This window comes from Actinocatenispora sera (genome assembly GCF_018324685.1).
GTDB lineage: Bacteria > Actinomycetota > Actinomycetes > Mycobacteriales > Micromonosporaceae > Actinocatenispora > Actinocatenispora sera.
In genome coordinates, this window is sequence record NZ_AP023354.1 from 5,540,366 (window position 1) to 5,565,334 (window position 24,969).

Annotated in this window: 23 protein-coding genes, 3 tRNA genes and 1 pseudogene; 11 read left to right on the top strand and 16 right to left on the bottom strand. The window is 74.0% G+C overall.

Annotated elements, in window-relative coordinates:
- Positions 1-9: 9 nt before the first annotated feature.
- The 4 genes from recG to Asera_RS26130 all read right to left on the bottom strand — a co-directional run bounded on the left by recG (position 10) and on the right by Asera_RS26130 (position 5,169).
- Positions 10-2,217, bottom strand: coding sequence for an ATP-dependent DNA helicase RecG (recG, locus tag Asera_RS26115; protein ID WP_030448141.1), 2,208 nt, complete (start codon positions 2,215-2,217; stop codon positions 10-12).
- 71 nt (positions 2,218-2,288) lie between these two features.
- Positions 2,289-3,368 carry a hypothetical protein gene (locus Asera_RS26120; protein WP_030448142.1) on the bottom strand — a complete coding sequence of 360 codons (1,080 nt, stop codon included), beginning with the start codon at positions 3,366-3,368 and terminating at the stop codon, positions 2,289-2,291.
- 263 nt (positions 3,369-3,631) lie between these two features.
- Complete coding sequence (locus Asera_RS26125) at positions 3,632-4,111, bottom strand: GNAT family N-acetyltransferase (RefSeq protein ID WP_030448143.1); 480 nt, start codon at positions 4,109-4,111, stop codon at positions 3,632-3,634.
- Between the two features lie 119 nt (positions 4,112-4,230).
- Positions 4,231-5,169, bottom strand: a complete 939-nt coding sequence (locus tag Asera_RS26130; RefSeq protein ID WP_030448144.1) for a thiamine-phosphate kinase — start codon at positions 5,167-5,169, stop codon at positions 4,231-4,233.
- 181 nt (positions 5,170-5,350) lie between these two features.
- Between Asera_RS26130 and Asera_RS26135 the strand changes: the two genes are divergently transcribed.
- Both Asera_RS26135 and Asera_RS26140 read left to right on the top strand, forming a co-directional pair.
- A complete protein-coding gene (locus Asera_RS26135; protein ID WP_030448145.1) occupies positions 5,351-5,584 on the top strand; it encodes an Lrp/AsnC ligand binding domain-containing protein in 234 nt (77 codons plus the stop codon).
- 156 nt (positions 5,585-5,740) lie between these two features.
- Positions 5,741-6,307, top strand: coding sequence for a DUF3515 family protein (locus tag Asera_RS26140; RefSeq protein ID WP_157035033.1), 567 nt, complete (start codon positions 5,741-5,743; stop codon positions 6,305-6,307).
- A 97-nt stretch (positions 6,308-6,404) separates the two neighbouring features.
- On the opposite strand, the gene Asera_RS26145 is transcribed toward Asera_RS26140, so the two are convergent.
- The gene (locus Asera_RS26145; protein WP_030448147.1) at positions 6,405-7,502 is read right to left on the bottom strand and encodes a D-alanine--D-alanine ligase family protein; all 1,098 of its coding nucleotides are present in this window, start codon (positions 7,500-7,502) and stop codon (positions 6,405-6,407) included.
- Positions 7,503-7,716: 214 nt separating this feature from the next.
- On the opposite strand from Asera_RS26145, the gene Asera_RS26150 reads away from it, so the two are divergent.
- Positions 7,717-8,271 carry a universal stress protein gene (locus tag Asera_RS26150; protein WP_051802685.1) on the top strand — a complete coding sequence of 185 codons (555 nt, stop codon included), beginning with the start codon at positions 7,717-7,719 and terminating at the stop codon, positions 8,269-8,271.
- A gap of 4 nt (positions 8,272-8,275) precedes the next feature.
- Positions 8,276-8,917 carry a response regulator gene (locus Asera_RS26155; RefSeq protein ID WP_030448149.1) on the top strand — a complete coding sequence of 214 codons (642 nt, stop codon included), beginning with the start codon at positions 8,276-8,278 and terminating at the stop codon, positions 8,915-8,917.
- Positions 8,918-8,959: 42 nt separating this feature from the next.
- Here the strand turns inward: Asera_RS26155 and Asera_RS26160 are convergent, their stop codons facing one another.
- The 4 genes from Asera_RS26160 to Asera_RS26175 all read right to left on the bottom strand — a co-directional run bounded on the left by Asera_RS26160 (position 8,960) and on the right by Asera_RS26175 (position 13,739).
- Positions 8,960-10,651, bottom strand: coding sequence for a sensor histidine kinase (locus Asera_RS26160; RefSeq protein WP_051802686.1), 1,692 nt, complete (start codon positions 10,649-10,651; stop codon positions 8,960-8,962).
- A 12-nt stretch (positions 10,652-10,663) separates the two neighbouring features.
- The gene (locus Asera_RS26165) at positions 10,664-11,815 is read right to left on the bottom strand and encodes a cystathionine gamma-lyase (RefSeq protein WP_280529747.1); all 1,152 of its coding nucleotides are present in this window, start codon (positions 11,813-11,815) and stop codon (positions 10,664-10,666) included.
- A 179-nt stretch (positions 11,816-11,994) separates the two neighbouring features.
- On the bottom strand, positions 11,995-12,999 hold the full coding sequence (locus Asera_RS26170; protein WP_030448152.1) for an NAD(P)H-dependent glycerol-3-phosphate dehydrogenase: 1,005 nt from the start codon (positions 12,997-12,999) through the stop codon (positions 11,995-11,997).
- Positions 12,996-13,739, bottom strand: a complete 744-nt coding sequence (locus Asera_RS26175; RefSeq protein ID WP_030448153.1) for a lysophospholipid acyltransferase family protein — start codon at positions 13,737-13,739, stop codon at positions 12,996-12,998. Before Asera_RS26175 ends, Asera_RS26170 begins: the two co-directional genes overlap by 4 nt.
- A gap of 192 nt (positions 13,740-13,931) precedes the next feature.
- Here Asera_RS26175 and Asera_RS26180 point away from each other — a divergent pair, with 192 nt between their 5' ends.
- From Asera_RS26180 to Asera_RS26190, 3 genes are all read left to right on the top strand, one after another.
- A complete protein-coding gene (locus Asera_RS26180) occupies positions 13,932-14,129 on the top strand; it encodes a hypothetical protein (RefSeq protein ID WP_030448154.1) in 198 nt (65 codons plus the stop codon).
- A 108-nt stretch (positions 14,130-14,237) separates the two neighbouring features.
- Positions 14,238-16,637 (top strand): RNA degradosome polyphosphate kinase, encoded by a 2,400-nt coding sequence (locus Asera_RS26185; RefSeq protein WP_084132295.1) that lies wholly within the window; start codon positions 14,238-14,240, stop codon positions 16,635-16,637.
- A 12-nt stretch (positions 16,638-16,649) separates the two neighbouring features.
- Complete coding sequence (locus Asera_RS26190; RefSeq protein WP_030448156.1) at positions 16,650-17,534, top strand: NUDIX hydrolase; 885 nt, start codon at positions 16,650-16,652, stop codon at positions 17,532-17,534.
- A 99-nt stretch (positions 17,535-17,633) separates the two neighbouring features.
- Here the strand turns inward: Asera_RS26190 and Asera_RS26195 are convergent, their stop codons facing one another.
- From Asera_RS26195 to leuC, 3 genes are all read right to left on the bottom strand, one after another.
- Complete coding sequence (locus Asera_RS26195; protein WP_030448157.1) at positions 17,634-18,002, bottom strand: hypothetical protein; 369 nt, start codon at positions 18,000-18,002, stop codon at positions 17,634-17,636.
- Between the two features lie 108 nt (positions 18,003-18,110).
- Positions 18,111-18,704: a 3-isopropylmalate dehydratase small subunit gene (gene leuD, locus Asera_RS26200; RefSeq protein ID WP_030448158.1), complete on the bottom strand. Its 594-nt coding sequence runs from the start codon at positions 18,702-18,704 to the stop codon at positions 18,111-18,113.
- A 14-nt stretch (positions 18,705-18,718) separates the two neighbouring features.
- On the bottom strand, positions 18,719-20,113 hold the full coding sequence (leuC, locus tag Asera_RS26205; protein ID WP_030448159.1) for a 3-isopropylmalate dehydratase large subunit: 1,395 nt from the start codon (positions 20,111-20,113) through the stop codon (positions 18,719-18,721).
- A gap of 66 nt (positions 20,114-20,179) precedes the next feature.
- On the opposite strand from leuC, the gene Asera_RS26210 reads away from it, so the two are divergent.
- Positions 20,180-20,866 (top strand): IclR family transcriptional regulator, encoded by a 687-nt coding sequence (locus Asera_RS26210; RefSeq protein WP_030448160.1) that lies wholly within the window; start codon positions 20,180-20,182, stop codon positions 20,864-20,866.
- Positions 20,867-21,424: 558 nt separating this feature from the next.
- A pseudogene (locus Asera_RS33310) lies at positions 21,425-21,787 on the top strand (serine protease); the annotation flags it as partial.
- On the opposite strand, the gene Asera_RS33315 reads toward Asera_RS33310, so the two are convergent.
- The 3 genes from Asera_RS33315 to Asera_RS26225 all read right to left on the bottom strand — a co-directional run bounded on the left by Asera_RS33315 (position 21,766) and on the right by Asera_RS26225 (position 22,511).
- A complete protein-coding gene (locus Asera_RS33315) occupies positions 21,766-21,924 on the bottom strand; it encodes a hypothetical protein (RefSeq protein WP_244844025.1) in 159 nt (52 codons plus the stop codon). The pseudogene Asera_RS33310 and the gene Asera_RS33315 sit on opposite strands and share 22 nt — an antisense overlap.
- A gap of 420 nt (positions 21,925-22,344) precedes the next feature.
- Positions 22,345-22,417: transfer RNA gene (locus tag Asera_RS26220), tRNA-Glu, on the bottom strand.
- A gap of 22 nt (positions 22,418-22,439) precedes the next feature.
- Positions 22,440-22,511 (bottom strand) — tRNA-Gln (locus Asera_RS26225).
- A 411-nt stretch (positions 22,512-22,922) separates the two neighbouring features.
- Here Asera_RS26225 and Asera_RS26230 point away from each other — a divergent pair.
- Positions 22,923-22,995, top strand: a tRNA-Glu gene (locus Asera_RS26230).
- Positions 22,996-23,317: 322 nt separating this feature from the next.
- Complete coding sequence (locus Asera_RS26235) at positions 23,318-24,154, top strand: class I SAM-dependent methyltransferase (RefSeq protein WP_030448162.1); 837 nt, start codon at positions 23,318-23,320, stop codon at positions 24,152-24,154.
- A gap of 102 nt (positions 24,155-24,256) precedes the next feature.
- On the opposite strand, the gene Asera_RS26240 is transcribed toward Asera_RS26235, so the two are convergent.
- Positions 24,257-24,958, bottom strand: a complete 702-nt coding sequence (locus tag Asera_RS26240; RefSeq protein ID WP_030448163.1) for an HAD family hydrolase — start codon at positions 24,956-24,958, stop codon at positions 24,257-24,259.
- Positions 24,959-24,969 lie beyond the last annotated feature (11 nt).

The following is a 24,969-nucleotide window of genomic DNA, read 5'->3' on the forward strand; positions in this document are numbered from 1 at the left end:
CGGGCGCGATCAGCCCTTCTCCAGGTACTCGGCGCGGTCCTCGTCGACCAGGACGGCGACGGTCTCGGCCAGCAGCGGATGCTCGGTCAGCTCGCGGTCGGCCTCGATGACCCGGACCGCCTCGTCCCGCGCCTCGGCGATCAGCTTGGCGTCGGAGAGCAGCGACAGCAGCCGCAGGTGCGAGCGGCGGCCGGACTGCGCGGCGCCGAGCACGTCGCCCTCCCGGCGCTGTTCCAGGTCGAGCTCGGCGAGCCGGAACCCGTCCACGGTGGACGCGACCGCGGTGAGCCGCTCGTGCGCGGGCGACTCCGGGGCCGCCTCGCTGACCAGCAGGCACAGCCCCGGCGCCGAGCCACGGCCGACCCGGCCGCGCAGCTGGTGCAGCTGCGAGACGCCGAACCGGTCGGCGTCCAGCACCACCATGACGGTCGCGTTCGGTACGTCGACGCCGACCTCGATCACCGTCGTGGCGACCAGCACGTCCAGCTCGCCGGCGGCGAACGCGCGCATCACCGCGTCCTTCTGGTCGGCGGGCAGCCGGCCGGTGAGCTGGCCGACCCGCAGCCCGGCGAGGGGCCCGTCGGCGAGCTGCGGCGCCACCTCGGCCACGCCCAGCGGCGGGCGACGCTCGTCGTCGGCCGGCGCCCCCTCGTCCGCGTCCTCGTCGGTGGGGTCCACCCCGATCCGCGGGCACACGACGTATGCCTGGTGGCCGACGGCCACCTCCTCCCGCACCCGGGCCCAGGTACGTTCCATCCAGCGTTCCCGGTTGCCCGGCACGACGTGCGTCGCGATCGGCGACCGGCCGCGGGGCAGCTCGGTCAGCGACGACACGGACAGGTCGCCGAACACCGTCATCGCCACCGTGCGCGGGATCGGGGTGGCGGTCATCACCAGCACGTGCGGCGGCTGGGTTGCCTTGTCCCGCAACGCATCGCGCTGCTCGACCCCGAACCGGTGCTGCTCGTCGACCACGATCAGCCCGAGGTCGGCGAACTCGACGCCCTGGTACAGCAGCGCGTGCGTGCCGACCACGATGCCGGCCGTACCGGCGGCGATGTCGGCGAGGACCCGGCGCCGGGCGGCGGCCGGCAGCGACCCGGTCAGCAGCGCCAGCCCGGTCGCGCCGGCCGCCTCGTCACCGAGCGGCAGCTCACCGTCGGCCGGTGCCGGGCCGGTGCGGGCGAGGTCGCCGAGCAGCGCGGCGAGGCCCCGGTGATGCTGCGCGGCGAGCACCTCGGTGGGCGCCAGCAGCACCGCCTGCCCGCCGGAGTCGACCACCTGCAGCATCGCCCGCAGCGCGCACACCGTCTTGCCGGACCCGACCTCGCCCTGCAACAGCCGGTGCATCGGGTGCGGGCGGGCCAGATCCTCGGCCACCTCCTCGCCGACCGCGAGCTGCCCGTCGGTCAGCTGGTAGGGCAGGCGGGCGTCGAACGCGGCGAGCACCCCGTCGGTGCGCCGGGGGCGCTGCACCGCCGGCCAGTCCGCCGCGCGCGCCTTGCGCTGCACCAGCGTCAGCTGCAGCGCGAACGCCTCGTCGAAGGTCAACCGCTTCCGCGCCGCCGCGCGGGCCTGCCAGCTGCTGGGACGGTGGATGTCGTGCAGCGCGGCGGCCAGGCCGACCAGCTCGTGATCGGCGCGCAGCGACTCCGGCAGCGGATCCGGCGGCGGCTCCAGGGTGTCCAGCGCGACCCGGACGCACCGGGCGACCGTCCAGCTCGGCATCGTCGCCGCGGCCGGGTAGACCGGGATCAGCGCGCCCAGGAACTCCTCGATCTCGGTGTTGTCCTCCGCCGCCTCGCCGGGATCGGACAGCAGCTGGAAGTCGGGGCCGTTGAGCTGCCGCTTGCCGCGGAACTCGGTGACCTTGCCGGCGAACAGCCCCCAGCGGCCGACGGTCAGCTGCCGCTGCCGCCAGGCCTGGTTGAAGAACGTCAGGGTCAGCGTGCGCTGCCCGTCGCCGACGGTGACCTCCAGCAGGTTGCCGCGCCGCTGCCGCATCGGCCGCACGTTCACCCGCTGTACCTGGGCGAGCACGGTGACCTGGTCACCGACCTGCAACGCGGACAGGTCGGTGTGCTCGCCGCGCTCGGCGTAGCGGCGCGGAAAGTGGTAGAGCAGGTCACCCACCGTGGCCAGGCCGAGCGTCTCGGTCAGTGCCGCGGCGGTCTTGTCGCCGAGCACCTTGCCCAGCGGCGTGCTCAAGGTCGCCATCCGGCAACCCTAACCAGCCGCACCGACAGCCCCGGCCGCGCCGCACCACGCGGCCGGCCGGGCCAGGTCGGTCAGGGCTTCGGGCTCAGCGTGCCCGCGGCCTTGCGCATCTGCTTGTTCAGGTCGTCGTGGCCGTCCGGGACCGAGCCCCAGAAGCCGGCCGCCGTGCCGTCGCCGGCATCGAGCACCGCGATCACCACGTACTCGGTGGTCTTCTTGCCGGCCGAGCTGGTGTAGGTGACGTCGAATGCCCACAGCCACGCCTTGCGGCCGAGCTGGGTGAGCTGCTCGTCGAGGTGGTCCTTGCCGGCGTCGACCTTGGCGCCGGTGCCGTAGTAGCTCTTCAGGATCGACGTGGCCAGGTCGGACTTGACGGTCTTGAGGTCCTTCGGACCGCTGTAGTCGAACTCGTCGGACAGCTTGCCCAGCTGCATCGTGGCGTACACGTTGGTGTCGATCTTGACCGACTGGCCGACCGGGCTCTGCAGCTCCTTCGCCGCCGGCGCCACCGAGTCGACCCACGGCGAGCCGGCCTTGGTGAAGCCCCAGCCGGTCGCCGAGTCGATGATCTTGTTGCCGTGCACCCCGTCACCGGACGGACCCGGCGACGGCGTCGTGCTGGCGCTGGTCGACGGCCGGGCGCTCGCGCTCGAACTCGGGTCCGCCACCGGCGGCTTCTTGTCGTCGCCGGTGGAGACCAGAGCGATCACCGCGACGATGGCGAGCACCAGCACCAGGGCACCACCGCCGACGAACAGCCACGGCGCGATCGACCGCTTCTTCGGCGGCACCGGCCCACCCGGCGGCGGGAACCCGCCCGGGTGGGCCGGTTGGTACCCAGCGGGCGGGCCACTGGCTTGGTAGCCGGCGGGCGGGCCGCTCGGCGGTGCCATCCCCGGCGCGAGCGGCGCCCCGTACGGCGGGGGCTGCGCGCCGGGCTGCGAGTACTGCGGCGGCTGTTGCTGCCAGCCGGCGTCGAGCGAGTACTGCTCGAGGCCGGACGGCTCGTCGCCGGCGGCCGGCGCCCCCGACGAGGGACCGGCCGGCGGCCCGAACGGGTCGGCCCCGGCACCCGAGTACGGCTGCTGCGGTGGTTGGCCCTGCGGCGGCTGATCGGGCCAGCCACCGGGCGACTGCGGCGGGTAGGTCACGACCGGAGGGTAAGCGGTCGGGCCCAACACGGCCGAGGTGAGGTCGCGATACCACCGTGCGCACGAGCGCACGCACGTCCGGTGATCCGGTGCGGCCCTAGGGTCTGTTTCGGAGTCCCCGGCCGAGCGAGGCGAGTCCCGTTTGTCTGCTCGCAAGGCGGAGGGCAGTTCGGGTGCCGGGCTTGCACACGGGCTGTCCGACAACGCCGCGAGCGGGCAAACGGGGCCGCCGCAGCCGGCACGCGGGACTTGCGAAACAGACCCTAGAGGTCGCGGGCGAAGGAGAGGCAGTCGGGCTCGTCGGCGTAGTAGCCGTAGTTCGGGATCCGCCGGTAGCCGAGCTTGCCGTACAGCGCGATCGCCTCGGGCTGCTTGCCGCCGGTCTCCAGGATCACCCGGGTACGCCCGGCCCGGCGGGCGTCGGCCTCGATCGCCGCCAGTACCGCGGTGGCCACCCCGGTACCGCGGGCGGCCGGCACCGTGAACATCCGCTTGATCTCCGCGGTGCCGTCCCCGTGCGAGCGCCAGGCGCCGCAGCCCACCGGCGTCTGGCCCCGGTAGGCGACCAGGAACGCGCCGTTCGGCGGCTCGAAGTCGGCCGCGGCGATGGGCGTCTCGTCGCCCTCCCCGCCGTACCGGGCGCCCAGGTCGGCCAGCGCCTGCGCCACCAGCTGCCGGGCCACCGGCTCGGCGAAGCCGAGCCGCTCGATGCGCAGCGCGGTCGTGGTCGCGTCGTCGATCATCACCCCGCCATTGCACCAGCAGGCCGGCCCGATCGGCGAGCCGATGTGAACAACGCGACGAGCCGCACCGGAGGCGGTCGGACCGGTCCGGTGACCGCGGGCAGGATCGGCCGGCCCGGTCAGCGGAAGTGGTCCCAGCCGCCGCGGCCGGTGAACGGCTCACCGTCGACGGTCATGCCGCCGCCCGCGGCGACGCTGCCGATCACCCGCCAGTCGGCGGTCAGCACGCTGCCGGCCGGGAACGTCGCCACCAGCGCGTGGTCCTCCCCGCCGGTGAGCACCCACTCGTACGGGTCGACGCCGAGCGCGCGGGCCGCGTCCACCATCTGCTCGGGCAGCTCGAAGAGCTCGCGCCGGACGTCGATCGCGACGCCGCTGGCATCGGCGATGTGCCCCAGATCGGCGAGCAGCCCGTCCGACACGTCGATCATCGCGGTGGCGCCCTGCCGGGCGGCGACCGGACCGCACTGGTACGGCACGAGCGGCCGCCGGTGCGCGTCCACCAGCGCGCGGGGCGACCGGAACCCGCGGGAGAGCACGGTGAAGCCGGCCGCCGCCCAGCCGAGCCGGCCGGCCAGCGCCACCTGGTCGCCGGGCTGGGCGCCGGAGCGGGTCACCGGGCTCACCCCGCGCAGGTCGCCGAGCGCGGTGACCGAGATGGTCAGCGTCGGGCTCGCCACCGTGTCGCCGCCGACCACGCTCGCACCGACCAGCGCCGCCTCCGCGGCGAGGCCGTCGGCGAGCTGCTCGGCCCACTCGACCGGCAGCTCCGGCGGCGCGGACAGCCCGACCACCAGCGCGGTCGGGGTGGCGCCCATCGCGGCGATGTCGGCCAGGTTCGCACCGGCGGCGCGATGCCCGACATCGGTCGCCGAGGACCAGTCGCGGCGGAAATGCCGGCCGTCGACCAGCACGTCGGTACTGACCACGACCCGGTTGTCGGAGGTGGTCACCACGGCCGCGTCGTCCCCGGGCCCCAGCAGGCACGTCGGGCCCGGCGCCAACCGCCCGGTGACCCGCTCGATCAGCCCGAACTCGCCCATCTCGGCAACCGTCATTGCCGCTCCTCCGATCGCCGGCGGTGGATGCGCGCCGCCGCCGCTGTCGGCCGCTGTCGTCGGCTTGTTCGCATCCTGCCACCTCGGGGCCAGCCCACTCCGTACGGAGGTCGACGCGGTGCGCGCTGCGTACGGTACGTTCTGTTTCGGCCGGCAGTTCCGTCGGAGGAAGGGCACCGTCGTGGTCCAGGCGTACATCCTCATCCAGACCGAGGTCGGCAAGACGCACGACGTGGCGACCGCGATCGGGCATGTCGACGGCGTGGTCCGGGTCGACGCGGTCACCGGACCCTACGACGTGATCGCGCTCGCCGAGAAGCACACCGTCGACGAGCTCGGCAAGGCGGTCGTCAGCAAGGTCCAGTCGGTGGACGGCATCACCCGGACCCTGACCTGCCCCGTGGTGCATCTCTAGGGTCCGCCGACCGGCCGGCGGCCGGGCACATCCGCCGACCGGGCACACGGACTGCGAGGCGGGCCCCAACCGCACCGGCCCGAGCGCGGCGGCCGATCCGCCGGCGGGCACAATCGGCAGCCGATCCACCCGAGCTTTTCGCCGGAGGTGTCCTCGGTGGCCGACGCCGACTCCCGTGCCGCGGCGCGGACCGCGACGCTGATCGCCCTGCCGCTCGCCCTGATCGCCGGAGCGGTCGCGTTCTGGGCACTCGGCGGACTCGGCGGCGGCAACGGTGGCAAGCAGGCGGCCGGTTCGCCGAGCCCGCAGCCGTCCAGCACGGTACGGATGGCGGCCCCGTCGCTCGCCCCCACCCCGACCACCGTCTGCCGGGGGCTGATCGCCCAGCTGCCCAGCAAGATCCGGTCCGCGCAGCGACGCCCGGTGTCGGCCGGTGCCGAGCAGAACGCCGCGTACGGCCAGCCGGCGCTGCGGGTGGCCTGCGGTGTCGCGGCACCGAAGGTGGCGAAGACCGCCACCGTGTACGAGCTGTCCGGTGTCTGCTACCTCGCCGCCAAGCAGCGGGACGGGTCGAGCGTGTGGACCACCGTCGACCGTACGGTGCCGGTGGCCGTCACGGTGCCCGCCTCGTACTCGGGGGCCGGGCAGTGGGCGGCGGAGTTCTCCGACACGATCGCCGGCACGGTGCCCTCGTCGGACACCGCCCCGTCCGGCTGCCACTGACCGCCCCGGGCGCGCACCCGCCGGCGCCGGGCCGGCGTTACCGGATCGCGCGCGCCGGCGCCGGGCGGTACCGGACCGGGTGGCGCCGGACGAACCGTCAGCCGTGCTCGGCGCGGCGGTGCAGCGCGGTACGGATCAGCCGGGAGATCAGCTTCGGGTAGTCCAGGCCGCTTCGGGCCCACATCTTCGGGAACGCCGACGCGGCGGTGAAACCTGGCATCGTGTTGATCTCGTTGACCACCACGTCCAGTTCGGGCGTGACGAAGAAGTCGACCCGGGCCAGGCCGGCGCAGTCCAGCGCGGTGAACGCGCGGCACGCGGTCCGCCGGACCTCGTCGATCACGTGCTCAGGCAGTCGCGGCGGGATGTCCAGCTCCGGCTCGTCGAGGTACTTGGCCTCCAGGTCGTACCAGCTGTGCCGGGAGTCGATGTGCACCTCGGCCGGCAGGCTCGCCTCCGGCTCCCCGCCGTACTCGCCCTCCAGCACGCCGCACTCGACCTCGCGGACGCCGGTGAACGCGGCCTCCACCAGTACCTTCGAGTCGATCTCGCGGGCGGTGGCGATCGCCGCCGGCAGCTGCGCCCAGTCGTCGACCCGGGTGATGCCGACCGAGGAGCCGGCCCGGGACGGCTTGACGAACACCGGCAGGCCGAGCCGGTCCATGTCGGCATCGGCCAGCGACTGACCGGCGCGCAGCACCGCGTACTCGCCCACCCGCAGGCCGTCGGCGGCCAGCAGCTTCTTGGTGAACTCCTTGTCCATGCAGGCCGCCGAGGCGAACACGCCGGCACCCACGTAGGGCAGCCCGGCCATCTCCAGCAGCCCCTGGATGGTCCCGTCCTCGCCGTACGCGCCGTGCAGGACCGGCAGCACCACATCCACGTCCGCCAGGGCCGCGGCGCCCTGCGCCGGGTCCAGCGCCACGATCCGGCCGCCGGAGCCGGCCGGCAGCGCCACCTCCGTACCGGCACCGTCGGTGATCTCCGGGAACTGCCGGCCGCGGATCGCCAGCTCGCTCGGATCACCGTCGGTGAGCAGCCAGCGGCCCTGCCGGGTGATGCCCACCGGCACCACCTCGAACTCGTCCGAGTCGATCGCCGACAGCACGCTGCCGGCGCTGACCGCGGACACGGCATGCTCGCTGCTGCGACCGCCGAACACGACGGCGACGCGTGGTCTGCGTGGCGTAGTCACGCCCCCGGACATTACTCGACGTGCTCGCCACGACAGCGACGGATCGGACGATCCCACCACCTCGGGGCGGCCCGGTCACGACCGGTTGCGGGTCCGGGACCAAGGTCCCGGCCGAGGTGAACCTTGGCACCTGGTACGGCCCCGGTGCCCGATTGTTGACTGGAGGTCATTGTCGCCGTCGGGCTCGGGGGGTCGGGCCGAGGAGGTCGTCGCCATGGCAGCGTCCGGTACCGGTGTGATCGTGGTCGGGGTGGACGGCTCACCCACCTCGATCGCCGCGCTGCGCTGGGCCGCCGTCGAGGCGTCCCGGCGGGCCGGGCGGCTGCTCGCGGTCCGGGCGGTCGGCGGCGGCGAGCCGACCGCGCAGCTCGCCGCCGAGCACGCCGTGCTGTCCGCCTCGGTCCGCGCGGCGCTCGGCGTCGAGCCGGAGGTACCGGTGGTGGAGCGGATCATCGCGGCGCCGCCGCACCAGGCGCTGCTGTCCGCGGCCCGGGGCGCGGACCTGATCGTCGTCGGCTCCCGCGGCCACTCCGGGCTGCTCGGCCGCATCCTGGGTTCCACCGCGATCTCGGTGGCCCGTACCGCGTCGGTGCCGGTGGTGGTGGTGCCGGCAGCGGATACTCCGGACGAGCAGGACGATTCGGACCCGACCGAGCAGGCGGGCGCGGACTCCACCGGTCCCGGCGCCGGCTCGCTCGCCGACCCGGCACCGCCGCACCCGTTCGCCCCCGTACCGCCCCGCCGCAGGCCGGGGCAGGCCGTACGCTGACCGTGTGATCCGGGTCTTCCTGCTCGACGACCATGAACTCGTCCGACGTGGTCTGATCGATCTGCTCGCCGGCGAGCCGGACGTCGAGATCGCCGGCGAGGCGGGTACCGCCCGGCAGGCGCTCGACCGGGTACCGGCGGTGCGCCCCGACGTGGCCATCCTGGACGTGCGGCTGCCCGACGGCGACGGCGTCGAGGTCTGCCGGGACCTGCGCAGCCAGCTCCCCGCACTACGCTGCCTGATCCTCACCTCGTACAACGACGACGATGCGCTGGTGCGGGCGGTACTGGCCGGCGCGTCCGGGTACGTGCTGAAGGACATCATCGGCAACGACCTGGTCGACGCGGTACGCACGGTCGCCGCCGGCGGTTCGCTGCTGGACCCGACGGCGGCCGGCGCGCTGATGGAGGCGATGCGACGCCGCTCGGACCCGGACGACCCGCTGGCCGACCTGACCACGCAGGAACGCAACATCCTGCGGCTGATCGGCGACGGCCTGACCAACCGGCAGATCGGTGAACGGCTGTTCCTGGCCGAGAAGACCGTCAAGAACTACGTCTCGAACGTGTTCACCAAGCTGGGGCTCAACCGCCGCACCCAGGCCGCGGTGCTCGCCACCCGGATCTGGCCACGCCCCGAACGCTGAGCCTCCCGGCGCCACGCCGTGCCACGGGTCGGCGGCGGTCTCCTAGGCGTGCAGAGGCACCTGCCAGACGACGATGGTGCCGCCGCCCGCCCGGGCCTCGGCGGTCATCTCCCCGCCCAGCGACAGCGCCCGCTCCGCCAGGTTGCGCAGCCCGCTTCGACGGCCCCCGTCGGGCAGCCCGACGCCGTTGTCCGCCACGCTCAGCCGCAGCTGGCCCGATCCGACCGTGAGCTCCACGTCGGCCCGGCCGGCCCGGGCGTGCCGGGCCACGTTGGCAAGCAGTTCCCGCACCACGGCGACCAGGTGCTCGCGCAGCCGTACCGGCAGCTCGATGTCGGGGGTGAGGTCGAACCGGACGCTCGGCGCGAAGCCGAGCGCGTCGGCGGCCTGGTCGGTGACCGACAGCAGCGCCGACCGCACGTCCTCGACGGTGCCGGCCGGCGGCTCCTCCAGCTGGTAGATCGTGGCGCGGATCTGGCGCACCGTCTCGTCCAGCTCGCCGACCGCGCGCAGCAGCCGTTCCTGCACCTCCGGCAGGACCACCATCCGGGCGGTGCCCTGCAGCAGCATGCCGGTGGCGAACACCCGCTGGATCACCTGGTCGTGCAGGTCGTGCGCGATGCGCTCGCGGTCGGCGTACAGCGCGACCTGCTCGCGCCAGGTGCGTTCCCGGGCCAGCCGCAGCGCCACCGCCGCCTGGCTGGCGAACGTCTCCAGCATCCGCAACGCCACGGTCGGGAACGGCGGCCGGCCGCGGAGCCGGCTGACCATCACCACACCGAGCGCGTCGTCGGCCAGCCCCAGCGGTACCAGCGCGCACGGGCCGACCGGCGGCAGCGTGTCGGACAGCCACGGCGCCCGCCGCGTGTCCTCCCACATGTCCGGCACCACCACCGGGGTACCGGAGCGGAACACGTCACCGGCCCGCGACGCGTCCATCGGCAGCACCCGCCCCAGCGTGCTGTCTGCCTCCACCCCGTCGGCGGTACGGATCACCATGTGCTCGCGGGTCTGGTCGACGTGGAACACCACGGCGAAGTCGGCGTCGGTCAACCGCCGGGCGGTACGGATGATCGTGGTGAGCTGGCTGTCCGGGTCGGTCCCGGCGAGCAGATGGTGGGTCAGCCCGTAGTTCGCCGCGAGCCAGCGCTCCTGTTCCCGGCTCGTTTCGTACCTCCGTGCGTTGAGCAGCGCGATCGACGCGGCCGCGGCGAACAGTGCGAGCAGGCTCTCGTCGTCGGAGTCGAACGGCTTCCCGTCCCGCCGGTCGGCGAGGTAGAGGCTGCCGAGGTTGCGGCGCCCGTCGCCGATCGGTACCCCGAGGAAGGAGCGCATCGGCGGGTGGTGTGGGGGGAAGCCGGTCGAGGCCGGGTGCCGGCCGATGTCGTCGACCCGCAGCGGTCCGGAACGGCGGCGCGGCTCGCCGAGCAGCCCGTGGCCGTCCGGGAACGCGCCGATCCGGGCGGCCTGCTCGGCGCTGATCCCGGTCCACACGAAGTGCTCCAGCCGGCCGTCGGTGCCGCGCACCCCGAGCGCGCCGTAGCGGGCGCCGATCTGTTCGGCGGCGAGGTCGATGACCCGCTGCAGCACCACCGACAGGTCCAGCTCACCGGCGATCGCCACCATCGCGACCAGCAGTTCGACGAACCGCCCGCGGCGTCGGGAGCGGTTCGTGTCGCCGGGCAGCCCGCCGGGCGGACCGCCCTGCGCTCCACCGTCCGGCGAGTCACTCATCGACGCAGTGTGTCATCCGCCGCCCAGCCCGGCGCGGAGATCGTCGATCAGGTCCGCCGGGTCCTCACAGCCCACGGACAGCCTGATCAGTCCGGCCGGTACCGGGTCACCGAACTGGGCACGCCGGTCCGCCGAGGAGTGCAGCCCGCCGAAGCTGGTGGCGTTCGCGACCAGCTTCGTGGCCCGCAGGAACGCCGTCGCCGCGGCCTCGCCGGCCAGCTCGAACGTGACCAGGCCGGGCAGCCGGGTCAGCTGCCGGCGGGCCAGCGGGTCCAGCCCCGGCCAGCGCAGCCCGGTGACCTCGGGCCGGCCGGCCAGGAACTCCACCACCGCGGCGGCGTTGGCCTCCTGCCGGGCGAGCCGCAGTTCCAGGGTGGCCAGCGACCGGTGCGCGAGCCACGCCTCGAACGGGCCGCAGATCGCCCCGGTCATCGCCCGCCAGTCGCGCAGCCGTCCGGCGAGCCGCGGGTCGGCGGTGGCGACGTAGCCGAGCACCAGGTCGGAGTGGCCGGTCAACGCCTTGGTACCGGACGCCACCACCACGTCGGCACCCAGCGCCAGCGGCCGCTGCCCCAGCGGCGTCGCGGTCGTGTTGTCCACGGCGAGCACGGCACCCAGATCACGCGATGCGGCCGCGACCTCGGCGATGTCGCAGACGGCCAGCCCCGGGTTCGCCGGTGTCTCCAGCAGCACCAGCCGCGGCGCCAGCTCGGCCAGCTCGTACGGGCCGGACGTCGGCACCGTGTGCACCGTGACGCCCCGGTTGGCCAGGACCGTGCCGGCGAACTCGCGGACCTTGAAGTAGCCGTCGGAGGGCAGCAGCACCGTGTCACCCGCGGTGAGGGTGGCGAGCAGCAGCCCGGTGATGGCCGCCATGCCGGAGGCGAACGCGACGGCCTCGCCGCCCTCCAGCTCGCCGATCGCCGCCTCCAGCGCGCGCACGGTCGGGTTGTCGGTCCGCCCGTAGGCGTCGGCGCCGTCCGGCCCCTCGGCGGCCAGGTGGTACGGCGCGGCCAGGACCGGGCCGGCCCGGAACGGCGCACCGGGCGTCGCGGCCGGCTCGCCCGCGTGCACCACCCGGGTCGCGTCCCGCCAGCCCGCCGCGCCCGCGCCGCCGGACCCGCCGGCCGGGGCGGCCGGCTCCGGCTGACCGGAGCGGTCCACCCGATCGGGCCGGTCCGACTGCTCGAGTCGGCTCGCGTGATCGGGCCGGTCCGGCTGCTCGGATCGGGACGCGTGATCGGGCCGGTCCGACTGCTCGAGTCGGCCCGCGTGATCGGGCTGGTCCGGCTGCTCGGATCGGGACGCGTGATCGGATCGGTCCGGCTGCTCGATGCGGTCCATCACTCGGCCTTCATGTCGCGGCTCATCAGCTCCCGCACCGCCACCGACGGCGGTACCTGCTCGTAGCAGACCCGCTCGACCTGCTCGGTGATCGGCATCTCCACGTGGTACCGGTGCGCCAGGTCGCGGATCGACCGGCAGCTCTTGACCCCCTCGGCGGTCTGCCGGGTGGCGCGCTGCGCGGCGGCCAGGCTGTCGCCGCGACCGAGGTACTCGCCGAAGCGGTGGTTGCGCGACAGCGGCGACGAGCAGGTGGCGACCAGGTCGCCCAGCCCGGCCAGGCCGGAGAACGTGCGCGGGTCGGCGCCGAGCCGCTCCCCCAGCCGGGACGTCTCGGCCAGCCCGCGGGTGATCAGCGTCGCCTTGGTGTTGTCGCCCAGCCCCAGCCCGGAGGCCATCCCGTACGCCAGCGCGATGACGTTCTTGACCGCGCCGCCGATCTCCGCGCCGACCACGTCGGTGTTGGTGTACGGCCGGAAGTACGGCGCCGCCACCGCTCGCTGCACCAGCTCGGCGCGGTCCAGGTCGGTACAGGCGACCACGGCCGCGGTCGGCTGCCCGTGCGCGATCTCCGGCGCCAGGTTCGGCCCGGTCACCACCACGACCTGATCGGTCGGGATGCCGGTGACCTCGGCGATCACCTCGCTCATCCGCAGCAGCGTGTTCAGCTCGATGCCCTTGGCCAGGCTGACCACGCTCGCGGCCGGGTCGAGCAGCGGCTTCCAGGCGACCAGGTTGTCGCGCAGTGCCTGGCTGGGCGTGGCGAGCACCACCAGGTCGGCGCCGTCCAGCGCGACCGCCGGGTCGGTGGTGGCGCGCACCGCGTCCGGCAGGCGCACCTCGGGCACGTAGTCCGGGTTGGTGTGGCTGTCGTTGATCGCGTCGGCGACCTGCGCCCGGCGGGCGAGGATGCGCACCTCGCGACCGGCGTCGGCGAGCACCTTGCCGAACGTGGTACCCCAGGAGCCGGCGCTGAGCACCGCCGCGCGCTTGATCTCGGTCATCGTCCGCCTTCGCCGTCGGGGGTGGCCGGCCGCTTCGGCGGCCATGCGTACAGCTGCTCGGGTGGCTGCTCGTCGCGAAGCTCGGTGAGCAGCTCCCGGATGCGGTACATGATCGCGTCGGACAGGCCGCTGAGGACGGTGCGGTCCGGCTCACCGCCGGCGGCCCGCTCCCGCCAGTCGGACAGGTCCATCGGCGGGCCGGCCAGCACGCTGACCGGGGTACGCGGCCGGGGCCGCACGCTGTGCGCGACCGGATCCTGGAGTCGCTGCGCGCCCCACTGCGCCACCGGGATCACCGGTGCACCGGTGGCCAGCGCCAGCCGGGCCACGCCGGTACGGCCGTGCATCGGCCAGAAGTCCGGGTCACGGGTGGTGGTGCCCTCGGGGTACACCACGACGACGTCGCCGTCGCGCAGCGCCGCGGCCGCCTCGTCCACCGAGCGGGCCGCGTCGATGCTGCCCCGGTGCACCGGGATCTGGCCGGTACTGCGCAGCGCCGGGCCCATCAGCGGCACCTGCAGCACGCTCGCCTTGGTCAGGAACCGCGGCACCCGGCCCGTCGCGTACACGAAGCGGGCCATCACCATCGGATCGACCTGGGAGATGTGGTTCGCGGCGACGATCGCGCCGCCGGCGGCGGGGATGTGCTCGGCGCCCTGCCAGGTGTGCCGGCTGAAGACCGTGAGCGTGGAGTTGATCACCCCCATGCCGATCCGCACCCAGAAACCTCGACGCGCCACCGCACCTCCCCACCCTCGTCACCGTACCCGTGCCCACGATGATGCCCGCCCGACCACGGCACCCGGACGCGGGCCGCCCGAGCACCCGCCGACGGTGGCCACCGCGCCGCCCGGTGACTCGGGCGGCACCGCCCAAACTCCCCGGCGAACGTCGCTGCCTGTCCTGGGGGCCGGTACCGGTACGGTCGGGGCATGCAGGGGACCGTGGCGACGTTCGAGGGTGACACCGGGGCGGGCACGGCGGTGCTGGACGACGGCACCCGGGTCGCGTTCGATGCGGCCGCGTTCGCCGCCGGTGGGCTGCGCCACCTGCGGCCCGGCCAGCGGGTCCGGCTGGACACCGACGATCGGGGCCGGACAACGCGGGTCACTCTGGTCACCATGGGCTGACTGCTCGCGACGGCGGGATGCGGTGAGGCCGGTACGAGCGCCGGCTCGGCACGGTGCGGTTGACCGGTGTTTCTCGCTCGTTTGGCCGGATCGGGTCATGATGAATTCATGACGCACGCCAGCGAGGAGAGCACCCGTACGGGCGACCGGTCGACGCGGCGCGGCGCCAGCACCCGGCCCACCGCTGCCCCGCGGCAGCCCGGTCCGGAACCCGCCACGGCACCCCTGCACGGCGCACCCGACAACAGCCCCGCCCCGGCCGGCACCGACCTGCGCGGTAGCGCCGGCACGGCGGAGCGCGCCGCGGGTACGACCGCGGAGCGCCCGGCGGGTGACTCGACCGCGGTGCGCGAGGCCGGTGAGGCGGCCGCGGTGCGCGAGGCCGGTGACGCGACCACGGTGCGCGAGGCCGGTGAGGCGGCCGCGGTGCGCGGCGCCGAGCCGGTCGATCGGGAGGAGCTGCCGGACGGGCGGTTCCTCAACCGGGAGCTGTCCTGGCTGGACTTCAACGCCCGGGTGCTCACCCTGGCCGAGGACCGGGAGCAGCCGCTGCTGGAGCGGGCCAAGTTCCTGGCCATCTTCGCGAGCAACCTGGACGAGTTCTACATGGTGCGCGTCGCCGGGCTGCAGCGCCGGCTGTCCACCGGCCTGACGCTGCGCACGCCGGACCGGATGCCGCCGCGCGAGCAGCTGGAGCGGATCAGCCAGCGGGCCGCGGAGCTGGTGGGCCGGCACTCCCGGTGCTTCGCCGACGACGTCCGGCCGGCGCTGGCCGAGGCCGGGGTGCGGATCCTGCGCTGGTCGGAGCTGACCGCCGACGACCAGGAGCGGCTCCGCGGGTACTTCCGGGACCAGGTGTTTCCGGTGCTCACGCCGCTCGCGGTGGACCCGGCGCACCCGTTCCCGTACATCTCGGGGTTGTCGCTGAACCTGGCGGTGCTGGTGCGGGCGGCCGACGGCAGCGGCGAGCGGTTCGCCCGGGTGAAGGTGCCGAACAACGTGCCCCGGTTCGTCACGGTACAGCGGCCCACCGCCGGCCGCTCGGCGTTCCTGCCGGTGGAGGACCTGATCGCGGCGCACCTCGACCAGCTGTTCCCCGGTATGGACGTGGTCGACCACCACGTCTTCCGGGTCACCCGCAACGCCGACCTGGAGGTCGAGGAGGACCGCGACGAGGACCTGCTGCAGGCGATGGAGCGCGAGCTGGCCCAGCGCCGGTTCGGCCCGCCGGTGCGGCTGGAGGTGGCGTCCACCACCTCCGACCACGTGCTCGAGCTGCTGGTCCGGGAACTGGACATGACCTCGCAGGACGTGCTGCGGGTGCCCGGGCTGCTGGACCTGACCGCGCTGTGGCAGATCTACGACGCGGCCGACCGGGACGACCTGACCGACCGTCCGTTCGTCCCGGCGACGCCGGCCGCGTTCAGCGAGGGCGAGACGCCCAAGAGCGTGTTCGCCACGCTGCGCGGTGGCGACGTGCTGGTGCACCACCCGTACCACTCGTTCTCCACCACGGTGCAGCGCTTCATCGAGCAGGCGGCCGAGGACCCGGGCGTGCTCGCGATCAAGCAGACGCTGTACCGCACCTCCGGCGACTCGCCGGTGGTCGACGCGCTGGTGACCGCCGCCGAGGCGGGCAAGCAGGTGGTGGCGGTGGTGGAGATCAAGGCCCGGTTCGACGAGGAGGCCAACATCTCCTGGGCCCGCAAGCTGGAACAGGCGGGCTGCCACGTGATGTACGGCCTGGTCGGGCTCAAGACGCACGCGAAGATGGCGCTGGTGGTGCGGGCCGAGGCGGGCGGCATCCGGCGCTACTGCCACATCGGTACCGGCAACTACAACCCGAAGACCGCCCGCACGTACGAGGACTTCGGCCTGTTCACCGCCGACCCGGAGGTCGGTGCGGACGCCACCGACCTGTTCAACGTGCTCACCGGGTACTCCCGGCAGACCAGCTACCGGCGGCTGCTGGTGGCGCCGCAGGGGGTGCGGGCCGGCATCATCGACCGGATCGAGCGGCAGGCCGACCGGGTCCGGGCGGGCAAGCCGGCGCGCATCCAGTTCAAGGTGAACTCGATCGTGGACGAGCGGGTGATCGACGCGCTGTACCGGGCGAGCCGCGCCGGCGTGCACATCGACCTGGTGGTGCGCGGGATCTGCTCGCTGCGGCCGGGTGTGCCGGAGCTGTCGGAGAACATCCGGGTCCGGTCGATGCTCGGCCGGTTCCTGGAGCACTCGCGCATCTTCCGGTTCACCGCCGACGGCTTCGACGAGTTCTGGATCGGGTCGGCCGACCTGATGCACCGCAACCTGGACCGCCGGGTGGAGGCGCTGGTGCAGGTGACCGACGCCGCCGCGCAGCGTGAGCTGGCCGGCGTGCTGGATCTCGCGATGGCCGACAGCACCGGCGGGTTCGACCTGACCCCGGACGGCTCCTGGACCCGGCGCAACGGCGGCCTGAACGACATGCAGGCCGTGCTGCTACGCGAGACCGTCGACGAGACCTGACGAGGTGAGCGCATGTCCGTACCGCTGATCCGGGCGGCCGGTGGGCTGGTCTGGCGGGAGGGGCCGGCCGGTGTCGAGGTGGCGCTGGTGCACCGGCCCCGGTACGACGACTGGTCGCTGCCCAAGGGCAAGCTGGACCGCGGCGAGCACCCGCTGGCCGGCGCCTGCCGGGAGGTGGCCGAGGAGTCGGCGCTGCGCCCGGTGCCGGGGGTGCGGCTGCCGTCGGTGCGCTACCGGGTGGCGGGTCCGGGCGGCGCGACCGACAAGGTGGTCGACTTCTGGTCGATGGCTGCGGTCGACGGCGCCGGGTTCGCCCCCAACGACGAGGTCGACCAGCTGCGGTGGGTCCGGCTGGACCAGGCACCGGCGGCGCTGACCGACGACGACTACCTGCCGGTGCTGGCGGCGTTCGCCGCGCTGCCGCGGATCACCGCGACGGTGCTGCTGGTTCGGCACGCGAGTGCCGGCCGCGCGGACGCGTGGCCGGACGCCGACGAGCTACGACCGCTGGACGGGGCCGGCGTCGCCACGGCGGGCCGGCTGGCCGAGCTGCTGCCGCTGTTCGCGCCGGTACGGCTGCTGACGGCGACGCCGCTGCGGTGCGTGCAGACGATCGAGCCGACCGCCCGCCGGCTGGGCCTGGAGCCCGCTGTCGCGCCGGTGTTCGACGAGGTGGCGCACGATCCGCTGGGCGCGGTGGCCCGGTTGCGGCAGCTCGCCGAGCGCGGCGGCGCGAGCGTGGTCGCCAGCCAGGGTGGCATCATCCCCGCCGCGCTGGACGTGCTGGCGCATCAGGACGGTGTCACGGTGACCGACCCCAGCACGCCGAAGGGCGCGGTGTGGGTGCTGTCGTTCGCCGAGGACCGCCTCGCCGCCGCCGACCTGCTCCGCCCCTGACGCCGGACGCTCGAACCTCCACTGTGGACCTACCGGCGCGGCCGGGCGTCCCGCGCACCAGCCGACCTCGGTCGTCGACGCCGGCTACTCGGCGTCGGGTCAGGCTTCCGCCGGCTGCTCGGCGATCACGAGCATGGTGTGCTGCCCCTCGAGGCCCTCGACCATCACCAGCGTGCAGGCGGTGACCCGGCCCCGCCACACGCCGGCGACGGGCAGCTCCGGCCGCGGTTCGAGCGGGTAGCTGTTGGCGAAGAACGGCAGGCCGCCGTTGCCGCCCGCCGAGCCGTGCACGTGGTTCATGTACCGGATGCCGGTGTCCAGGTCGACCACCGCCGGGAAGGTGGCCGCCTCGAAGCGGCCGTCGCCGCGGCGCTTGCCGTCCGGCCGGGTGTCGGCGAACTGGGTGACCTCGACGGTGTGCCCGACCGGGATCGGCGCCGGGAAGTTCAGCCTCAGCGTGCGTGCCATCTCCCCACCGTACGGCCCGCGCCCGCGGACCGGTACCGACGCAGCGGCAGGCGTTGCAGGCCGACGCCCCTGCTCGTCCACAGTGGACAAGCAGGGGCAGCGGGTGGGTCAGGCGGTGGCGATGCTCGGCTTGAACGACGGGCGCGAGCTCTCGTACGCGGCGATGTCCGCCTCGTGCCGCAGCGTCAGGCTGATGTCGTCCAGCCCCTCCAGCAGCCGCCAGCGGGTGAAGTCGTCCAGCTCGAACGACCAGGACCGGCCGTCGGCCCGCACCTCCCGCTCGACCAGGTCGACGGTGATCTGGGTGGTCGGGTCGTGCTCGATGAGCTTCCACAGCGTCTCGACGGCGTCGATCGGCAGCTGCACCGGCAGCAGCCCGCCCTTGAGCGCGTTACCGCGGAAGATGTCGCCGAACCGAGGCGCGATGACCGCGGCGAACCCGTGGTCCTGCAGCGCCCAGACGGCGTGCTCGCGCGACGAGCCGGTACCGAAGTCGGTGCCGGCGACGAGCACCGTACCGCCGGCGAACGACGGGTTGTTCAGCACGAACTCCGGATCGTTGCGCCAGGCCGAGAACAGCCCGTCCGCGAAGCCGGTGCGGGTGACGCGCTTGAGGTACACCGCCGGGATGATCTGGTCGGTGTCCACATTGGACCGTCGCAGCGGCACCCCGGTGCCGGTGTGCACGGTGAACTTCTTCATGGCGAACTACCTCCCTACAGATCGGCCGGTGCGGCGAGATGCCCGGCCACCGCGGTGGCCGCGGCGACCGCCGGCGAGACCAGGTGGGTACGCCCACCGCGGCCCTGCCGGCCCTCGAAGTTGCGGTTGGACGTGGACGCCGAGCGCTGGCCGGGCGTCAGCACGTCCGGGTTCATGCCCAGGCACATCGAGCAGCCGGCGAACCGCCACTCGGCGCCGGCGGCGGTGAACACCTCGTGCAGCCCCTCCGCCTCGGCGGCCGCCCGTACCTTCGCCGAGCCCGGTACGACGAGCATGCGGACGCCCTCGGCGACCTGGTGGCCGGAGATCACCTCGGCCGCGGCGCGCAGGTCCTCCAGCCGGCCGTTCGTGCAGGAGCCGAGGAAGACCACGTCGACCGGGATGTCGCGCAGCTTGGTCCCGGCGGTCAGGTCCATGTAGGTCAGGGCCCGCTCGGCCGCGGTGCGCGCCGCCTCGTCGGCGAACGACTCCGGCGCCGGCACGGTGCCGGACAGCGGCGCACCCTGACCCGGGTTGGTACCCCAGGTGACGAACGGCTCGACCGCGCCGGCGTCGATGGTGACCTCGGTGTCGAACTCCGCGTCGTCGTCGGTGGCCAGGCCCCGCCAGTACTCCACCGCGGCGTCCCAGTCCGCGCCGGCCGGCGCGTTCGGCCGGCCCTTCAGGTACGCGAACGTCGTCTCGTCCGGTGCGACCATGCCGGCGCGCGCACCCCACTCGATCGACATGTTGCAGATGGTCATCCGCCCCTCCATCGAGAGGTTGCGGATGGCCTCGCCGCGGTACTCGACGATGTGCCCCTGCCCGCCGCCGGTGCCGACCTGGGTGATCAGCGCGAGGATCAGGTCCTTCGCGGTGACCCCCGGCCGCAGCGCGCCGGTCACGTTGACCGCCATCGTCTTCGGCTTGGCCTGCGGCAGCGTCTGGGTGGCGAGCACGTGCTCGACCTCGGAGGTACCGATGCCGAACGCGATCGATCCGAACGCGCCGTGCGTGGAGGTGTGCGAGTCGCCGCACACGATGGTCATGCCCGGCTGGGTGGCGCCCAGCTGCGGGCCGATCACGTGCACGATGCCCTGCTCGGCGGCGCCGAGCGAGTGCAGCGGTACGCCGAACTCCTCGGCGTTGCGGCGCAGCGTCTCCAGCTGGGTGCGCGAGACCGGGTCGGCGATCGTGACCAGGTTGTCGGTGGGTGTGTTGTGGTCCTCGGTGGCAAGCGTCAGGTCCGGCCGGCGGACCTTGCGCCCGGCCGCCCGCAGGCCGTCGAAGGCCTGCGGGCTGGTCACCTCGTGGACGAGGTGCAGGTCGATGTAGAGCAGGTCGGGTTCGCCCTCGGCGGACCGTACGACATGCGCGTCCCAGATCTTCTCGGCGAGTGTGCGCCCCATCTCACTTCTCCCACGATATGGACTTCCCGAATGATGGGAGGTATGTTTCGGCTCGTGGGACACAGTATCAGTGGTGTCGGGGTGCTCGACAAGGCCATCGTGATCCTCGAGGCATGCGTCGACGGCGCGAGCCTCGCCGAGCTCGTCGACCGGACCAAACTGCCGCGCGCCACGGCGCACCGGCTCGCCCAGGCACTCGAGACGCACCGGATGCTGGTCCGCGACCAGCACGGCCGGTGGCGCCCCGGCCCGCGGCTGGGTGAGCTCGCCAACTCCGCACCGGACGTGCTGCTCACCGCCGCCGAACCCGTGCTCACCGCGCTGCGCGACCAGACCGGCGAGTCCGCCCAGCTGTACCTGCGGCGCGCCGACGAGCGACTCTGCGTCGCCGCGGCCGAACGCGCCAGCGGGCTGCGGGACACCGTCCCGGTCGGCGCGGTGCTGCCGATGACCGCCGGCTCCGGCGCGCAGATCCTGCTCGCCTGGGAGCCGCCCGAGGCGATCCTGCCGTTGCTGCCGCGCTGCAAGTTCACCGCCCGCACCCTGGCCGAGGTGCGCCGGCGCGGCTGGTCGCAGAGCGTGGCCGAGCGCGAGGCCGGTGTGGCGAGCGTCTCCGCGCCGGTGCGCGACCGCACCGGCCGCGTCATCGCCGCGGTCTGCGTGTCTGGACCGATCGAGCGGATCGGCCGCCGTCCGGGCGACCGGCACGCGATGGCGGTCGTCCGCGGCGGCCAGCGCCTCTCCGGCCTGTAGCCGCGGTCGTCCGCAGCGGCCAGCGCCTCTCGGTCCGTCACCGTGGTCGGCTGCGGCGACCAGCGCCTCTCGGGGCCTGTAGCCGCGGCCGTACCTCGACGGATGGGCGCTATCGTGCCCGGGCATTGTCGCGTGTCCTGGCTTCTCGTGGCATGTGGCGGCACCGTGTCGGCTGACGGGGTTCCGCCGTTGTGCGGTGAACTGTCCGGTTGTGCCCGAGTCCACCGTCCTCTAACCTCATGACCTTCATCAATCCGACGTACCCGGCTGTTCCGGCGCGTCGGACGATCGTCTGGGGAGGACGCAATGCCGCGACACCTGACCCGGCGCCTGCTCGGCGTCGCCGCCGGCGCCACCCTGGCGGCGGGACTGCTGACCGCCGCCGCGCCGACCGCGCTGGCCGCACCCACCACCGACCGGCCAGCCCCGGTCGCCGACGTGTCGTTCGCCGGCACCGTCGCGCTGAGCAACTGCTCCGGCTCGCTGGTACGGGTGCCGAGCGCGACCGACGACGACCGGGCGCTGGTGCTCACCAACGGTCACTGCCTGGAGTCCGGGATGCCCGGGCCCGGCGAGGTGATCGTCGACCAGCCGTCGCACCGGACGTTCTCGCTGCTGTCCGCCGACGGCCGGGATTCGGTCGGCACGCTGACCGCGACGACCGTCGAGTACTCGACGATGACCGACACCGACGTCACGCTCTACCAGGTGTCGCAGACCTACGGCGAGATCCGGCAGCAGTACGGGATCGCGGCGCTCGCGCTGTCCACCGGGCATCCGACGGCCGGTACCGACATCGCCGTGGTGTCGGGCTACTGGCAGCAGACGTACTCGTGCGCGATCGACGGGTTCGTGCCGGAGTTGCACGAGGCGGACTGGGTCTGGAAGGACTCGGTGCGCTACACCGAGCCGTGCCACGTGATCGGCGGTACGTCCGGCTCGCCGGTGGTGGACACCGCCACCGGCCAGGTGGTGGCGATCAACAACACCACCAACGAGGACGGCGAGCAGTGCACCCTCAACAACCCCTGCGAGGTCGCCGCCGACGGCACCGTCACCGTGCACCAGGGCATCGGCTACGCCGAGGAGACCTACGGCCTGGCCACCTGCATCCAAGGCTCCACCATCGACCTCACCTCCCCCTGCCCCTCCCCAAACCCTGACCAGGGCGAGCCCCCGCCACTCGGGTCCGGACCCGCAGCCACCTCACAACGGCGACCACGGCGGGTTGGGCGATCCGAAGCGAAACCCCCACCGGGCCCACAGCGGGGGTTGGGCGAGCCGAAGGCAAAGCCCCCACAGCGACCACAGCGTGGGTTGGCGAGCCGAAGGCAAAGCCCCCACGGTGACCACAGCGGGGGTTGGGGGGTGCCGGGGGGCGGAGCCCCGCCGGCGCGGGGCCCGGGGGCTGCGCCCCCGGAAGGCATACGAAACCGACCCCATCCGCGCCCTCCGCGGATGGGGTCGGCCCATCGGTGTAGCCCCGACCGGATTCGAACCGGCGCCGCCGCCTTGAGAGGGCGGTGTCCTAGGCCGCTAGACGACGGGGCCCCAGGCGGTGCGCGGACAAAAGCTGGGGTACCAGGACTCGAACCTAGACTAACTGGGCCAGAACCAGTCGGGCTGCCAATTACCCCATACCCCATCGGTGCCCGCGCACCGGAGAGAACTGTACCCGACGATCAACGCGGCCCTCAAATCGGCCCGACCCCCACGGGCGGTGGTGGCGGCCACCGGCTCGTACCGGCGTGCCCCGGCTCGTGTCGCCGGCTCCCGCGGTGCGCCGATGTCGGGTTGCTGCGCCTCCGTAGCCGGTTCGCCCACCGGGGGAGACCGGTACGCGGACGACACCGCGAGGCGCCGGATGGCCGGTTCGACGCCGCGACCGTCGCCACCGACGGTCGCCTCGACGTCGCCGCCATCGGCACGGACGGTCGCCGTCGACGCCGCCGTCGGCACGGACGGGTCTCCGGAAGCGGCGACCGGATCGGCGGTTCGGCGCCGACCCGCCCGATGTCCGCCACGCCGGCGGCAGCCGCTAGAGTGACGCAGGTACGGCCCCGTCGTCTAGCGGCCTAGGACACTGCCCTCTCAAGGCAGCGGCGCCGGTTCGAATCCGGTCGGGGCTACACGACCTTGGTGGCCCCTGTCCGCATGAAGCGCGGACGGGGGTCGTTCCGTATGCCCTCCGGGGGCGCAGCCCCCGGGCCCCGCGCCGACAGGGCTCCGCCCCGGCACCCCCGACACACCCTGTGGTCACCATCCGTTGGCTTTAGTGACCCCTGTCCGCATGAAACGCGGACAGGGGTCTGGGCTGGAGTTTGGGGGAGAGAGAGTTCGGGTGGTTGGCGGGTGTCAGGAGGTGGGAGGGGGCGGGGGTGGGCTGGGACGCGTGGGGCGGGGGCGCCATCGTTCGGGGAGTCTGGGCGTTGGCGGGGCGGAGGCGGGCTGGTGAGCGGGGTCGATGCGGGGGCGCGGGCGGTGTGGGGCGGGCAGGCTCGTGCGTACGCGGGATCGTTCGCGGCGGTGTGTGCCCGGCCGGTCGGGGAGCTGCTCGACGCCGTCGGCGCCGGCGCCGGCGTGCGGCTGCTGGACGTCGGTACCGGGTCGGGCAACGTGGCCGTCGCCGCCTGCGGGCGCGGTGCCCGGGTGACGGCCGTCGACGCCGAGCCGGGCATGGTGGAGCTGACTGCGAACGCCGTAGCGCGGGCCGACGTCGGGGTCGCCGCGCTGCCGTCGCTGCCGTTCGCCGACGACGTCTTCGACGTGGTGACCGCGAACTTCGTGCTGGACCACGTCGGTTGGCCGCGGCGGGCGGTCGCCGAACTGGGCCGGGTGACCCGGCCCGGCGGTCGCGTCGCGGTGACGGTGTGGTCGGTACCGGCCGGCGCCGGCCACGCGCTGCTCGGCCGGGCGACCCGGGCCGCCGGCGTGCCGCGCCCCGAACACCGGACGGTGCTGCCACCGGAGACCGACTTCCCGCGTACCGAGAACGGCGTGACCGGGCTGCTCCGGGACGCCGGGCTGGCCACACCGGTCGCCCGGACGATCGCCTGGGAACACCACACCGACGCGCGCCAGTGGTGGCGCGCGGCGGAGTCCGGCGTCGGGTTCAACGGCCACCTCATCGCCAGCCAGCCGGCCGCGACCCGGGCGGCGATCCGGCGGCAGTTCGAGGCGCTCGCGGCCGGGTTCGTCGGCCCGGACGGCCGGCTCGCGCTGCCGCACCGGGCGCTGCTCGCCACCGGTACCGTCCCCGCTTCCCCGGGCCGACGACACGACTCGTGACCGCCGCGCCCGGGACCGCCGACTCGATGCCGGCACACCGTTCGCCGACCTGTACCGGATGGGCCTGTGCCGGCTGGATCCGGCGCGGCGCAACGTATCCGGTCAGTGGGCGGCGAGCCCGAGGGCGGCCGGAAGGGCGGCGAGGTCCGGGATCCGGTGCACGCCGGGCGGGGTGGCGGCCGCCGTCGACCGGCGGTCCAACCAGACGCCGGTGAGACCGGCGGCGTGGGCGGCGACCGCGTCGGTACCGGGATTGTCGCCGACGTACGCCGCCTCGTGCGGGGCGACCGCGAGCGCGCGGCACGCGTACCCGAAGATGGCCGGATCGGGCTTGGCGCAACCGGCCGTGTCGACGCACACCACGCAGGCGAACCGCTCCAGCAGGCCGGTGGCGGCGAGCTTGCGCCGGGCGTGCGCCTCGTCGTTGTTGCTGACCACCCCGACCGCCGCCGCCGCGGCCACCACCCGCAGGCAGTCCGCCACGTCGTCGAACGGGCGCATCGCAGCCTGGTAGTGCCGGCGGTACCCGCGGAACCAGGCCGCCGGGTCGGCCGGTGCCGGCCGGCCCAGCCACCGGGTCATGGCCACCGCGCGGGCGTCCTGCTGACCGGCGAAGGTCAGCTCACCGGCCAGGTAGCGGGCGAACTCCTGCTCCTGCAACGCATTCCAGTACACCGCCGCGGCCGGCCGGTCGGCGGCCGGTACGCCCAGTTCGGCGAGGTAGCCGAGGATGCCGCACCGCTCCGCCGTCGAGTAGTCGACCAGCGTGTCGTCGACGTCGAACAGCACCGCCCGCACCACCATGGCTCTCCCGC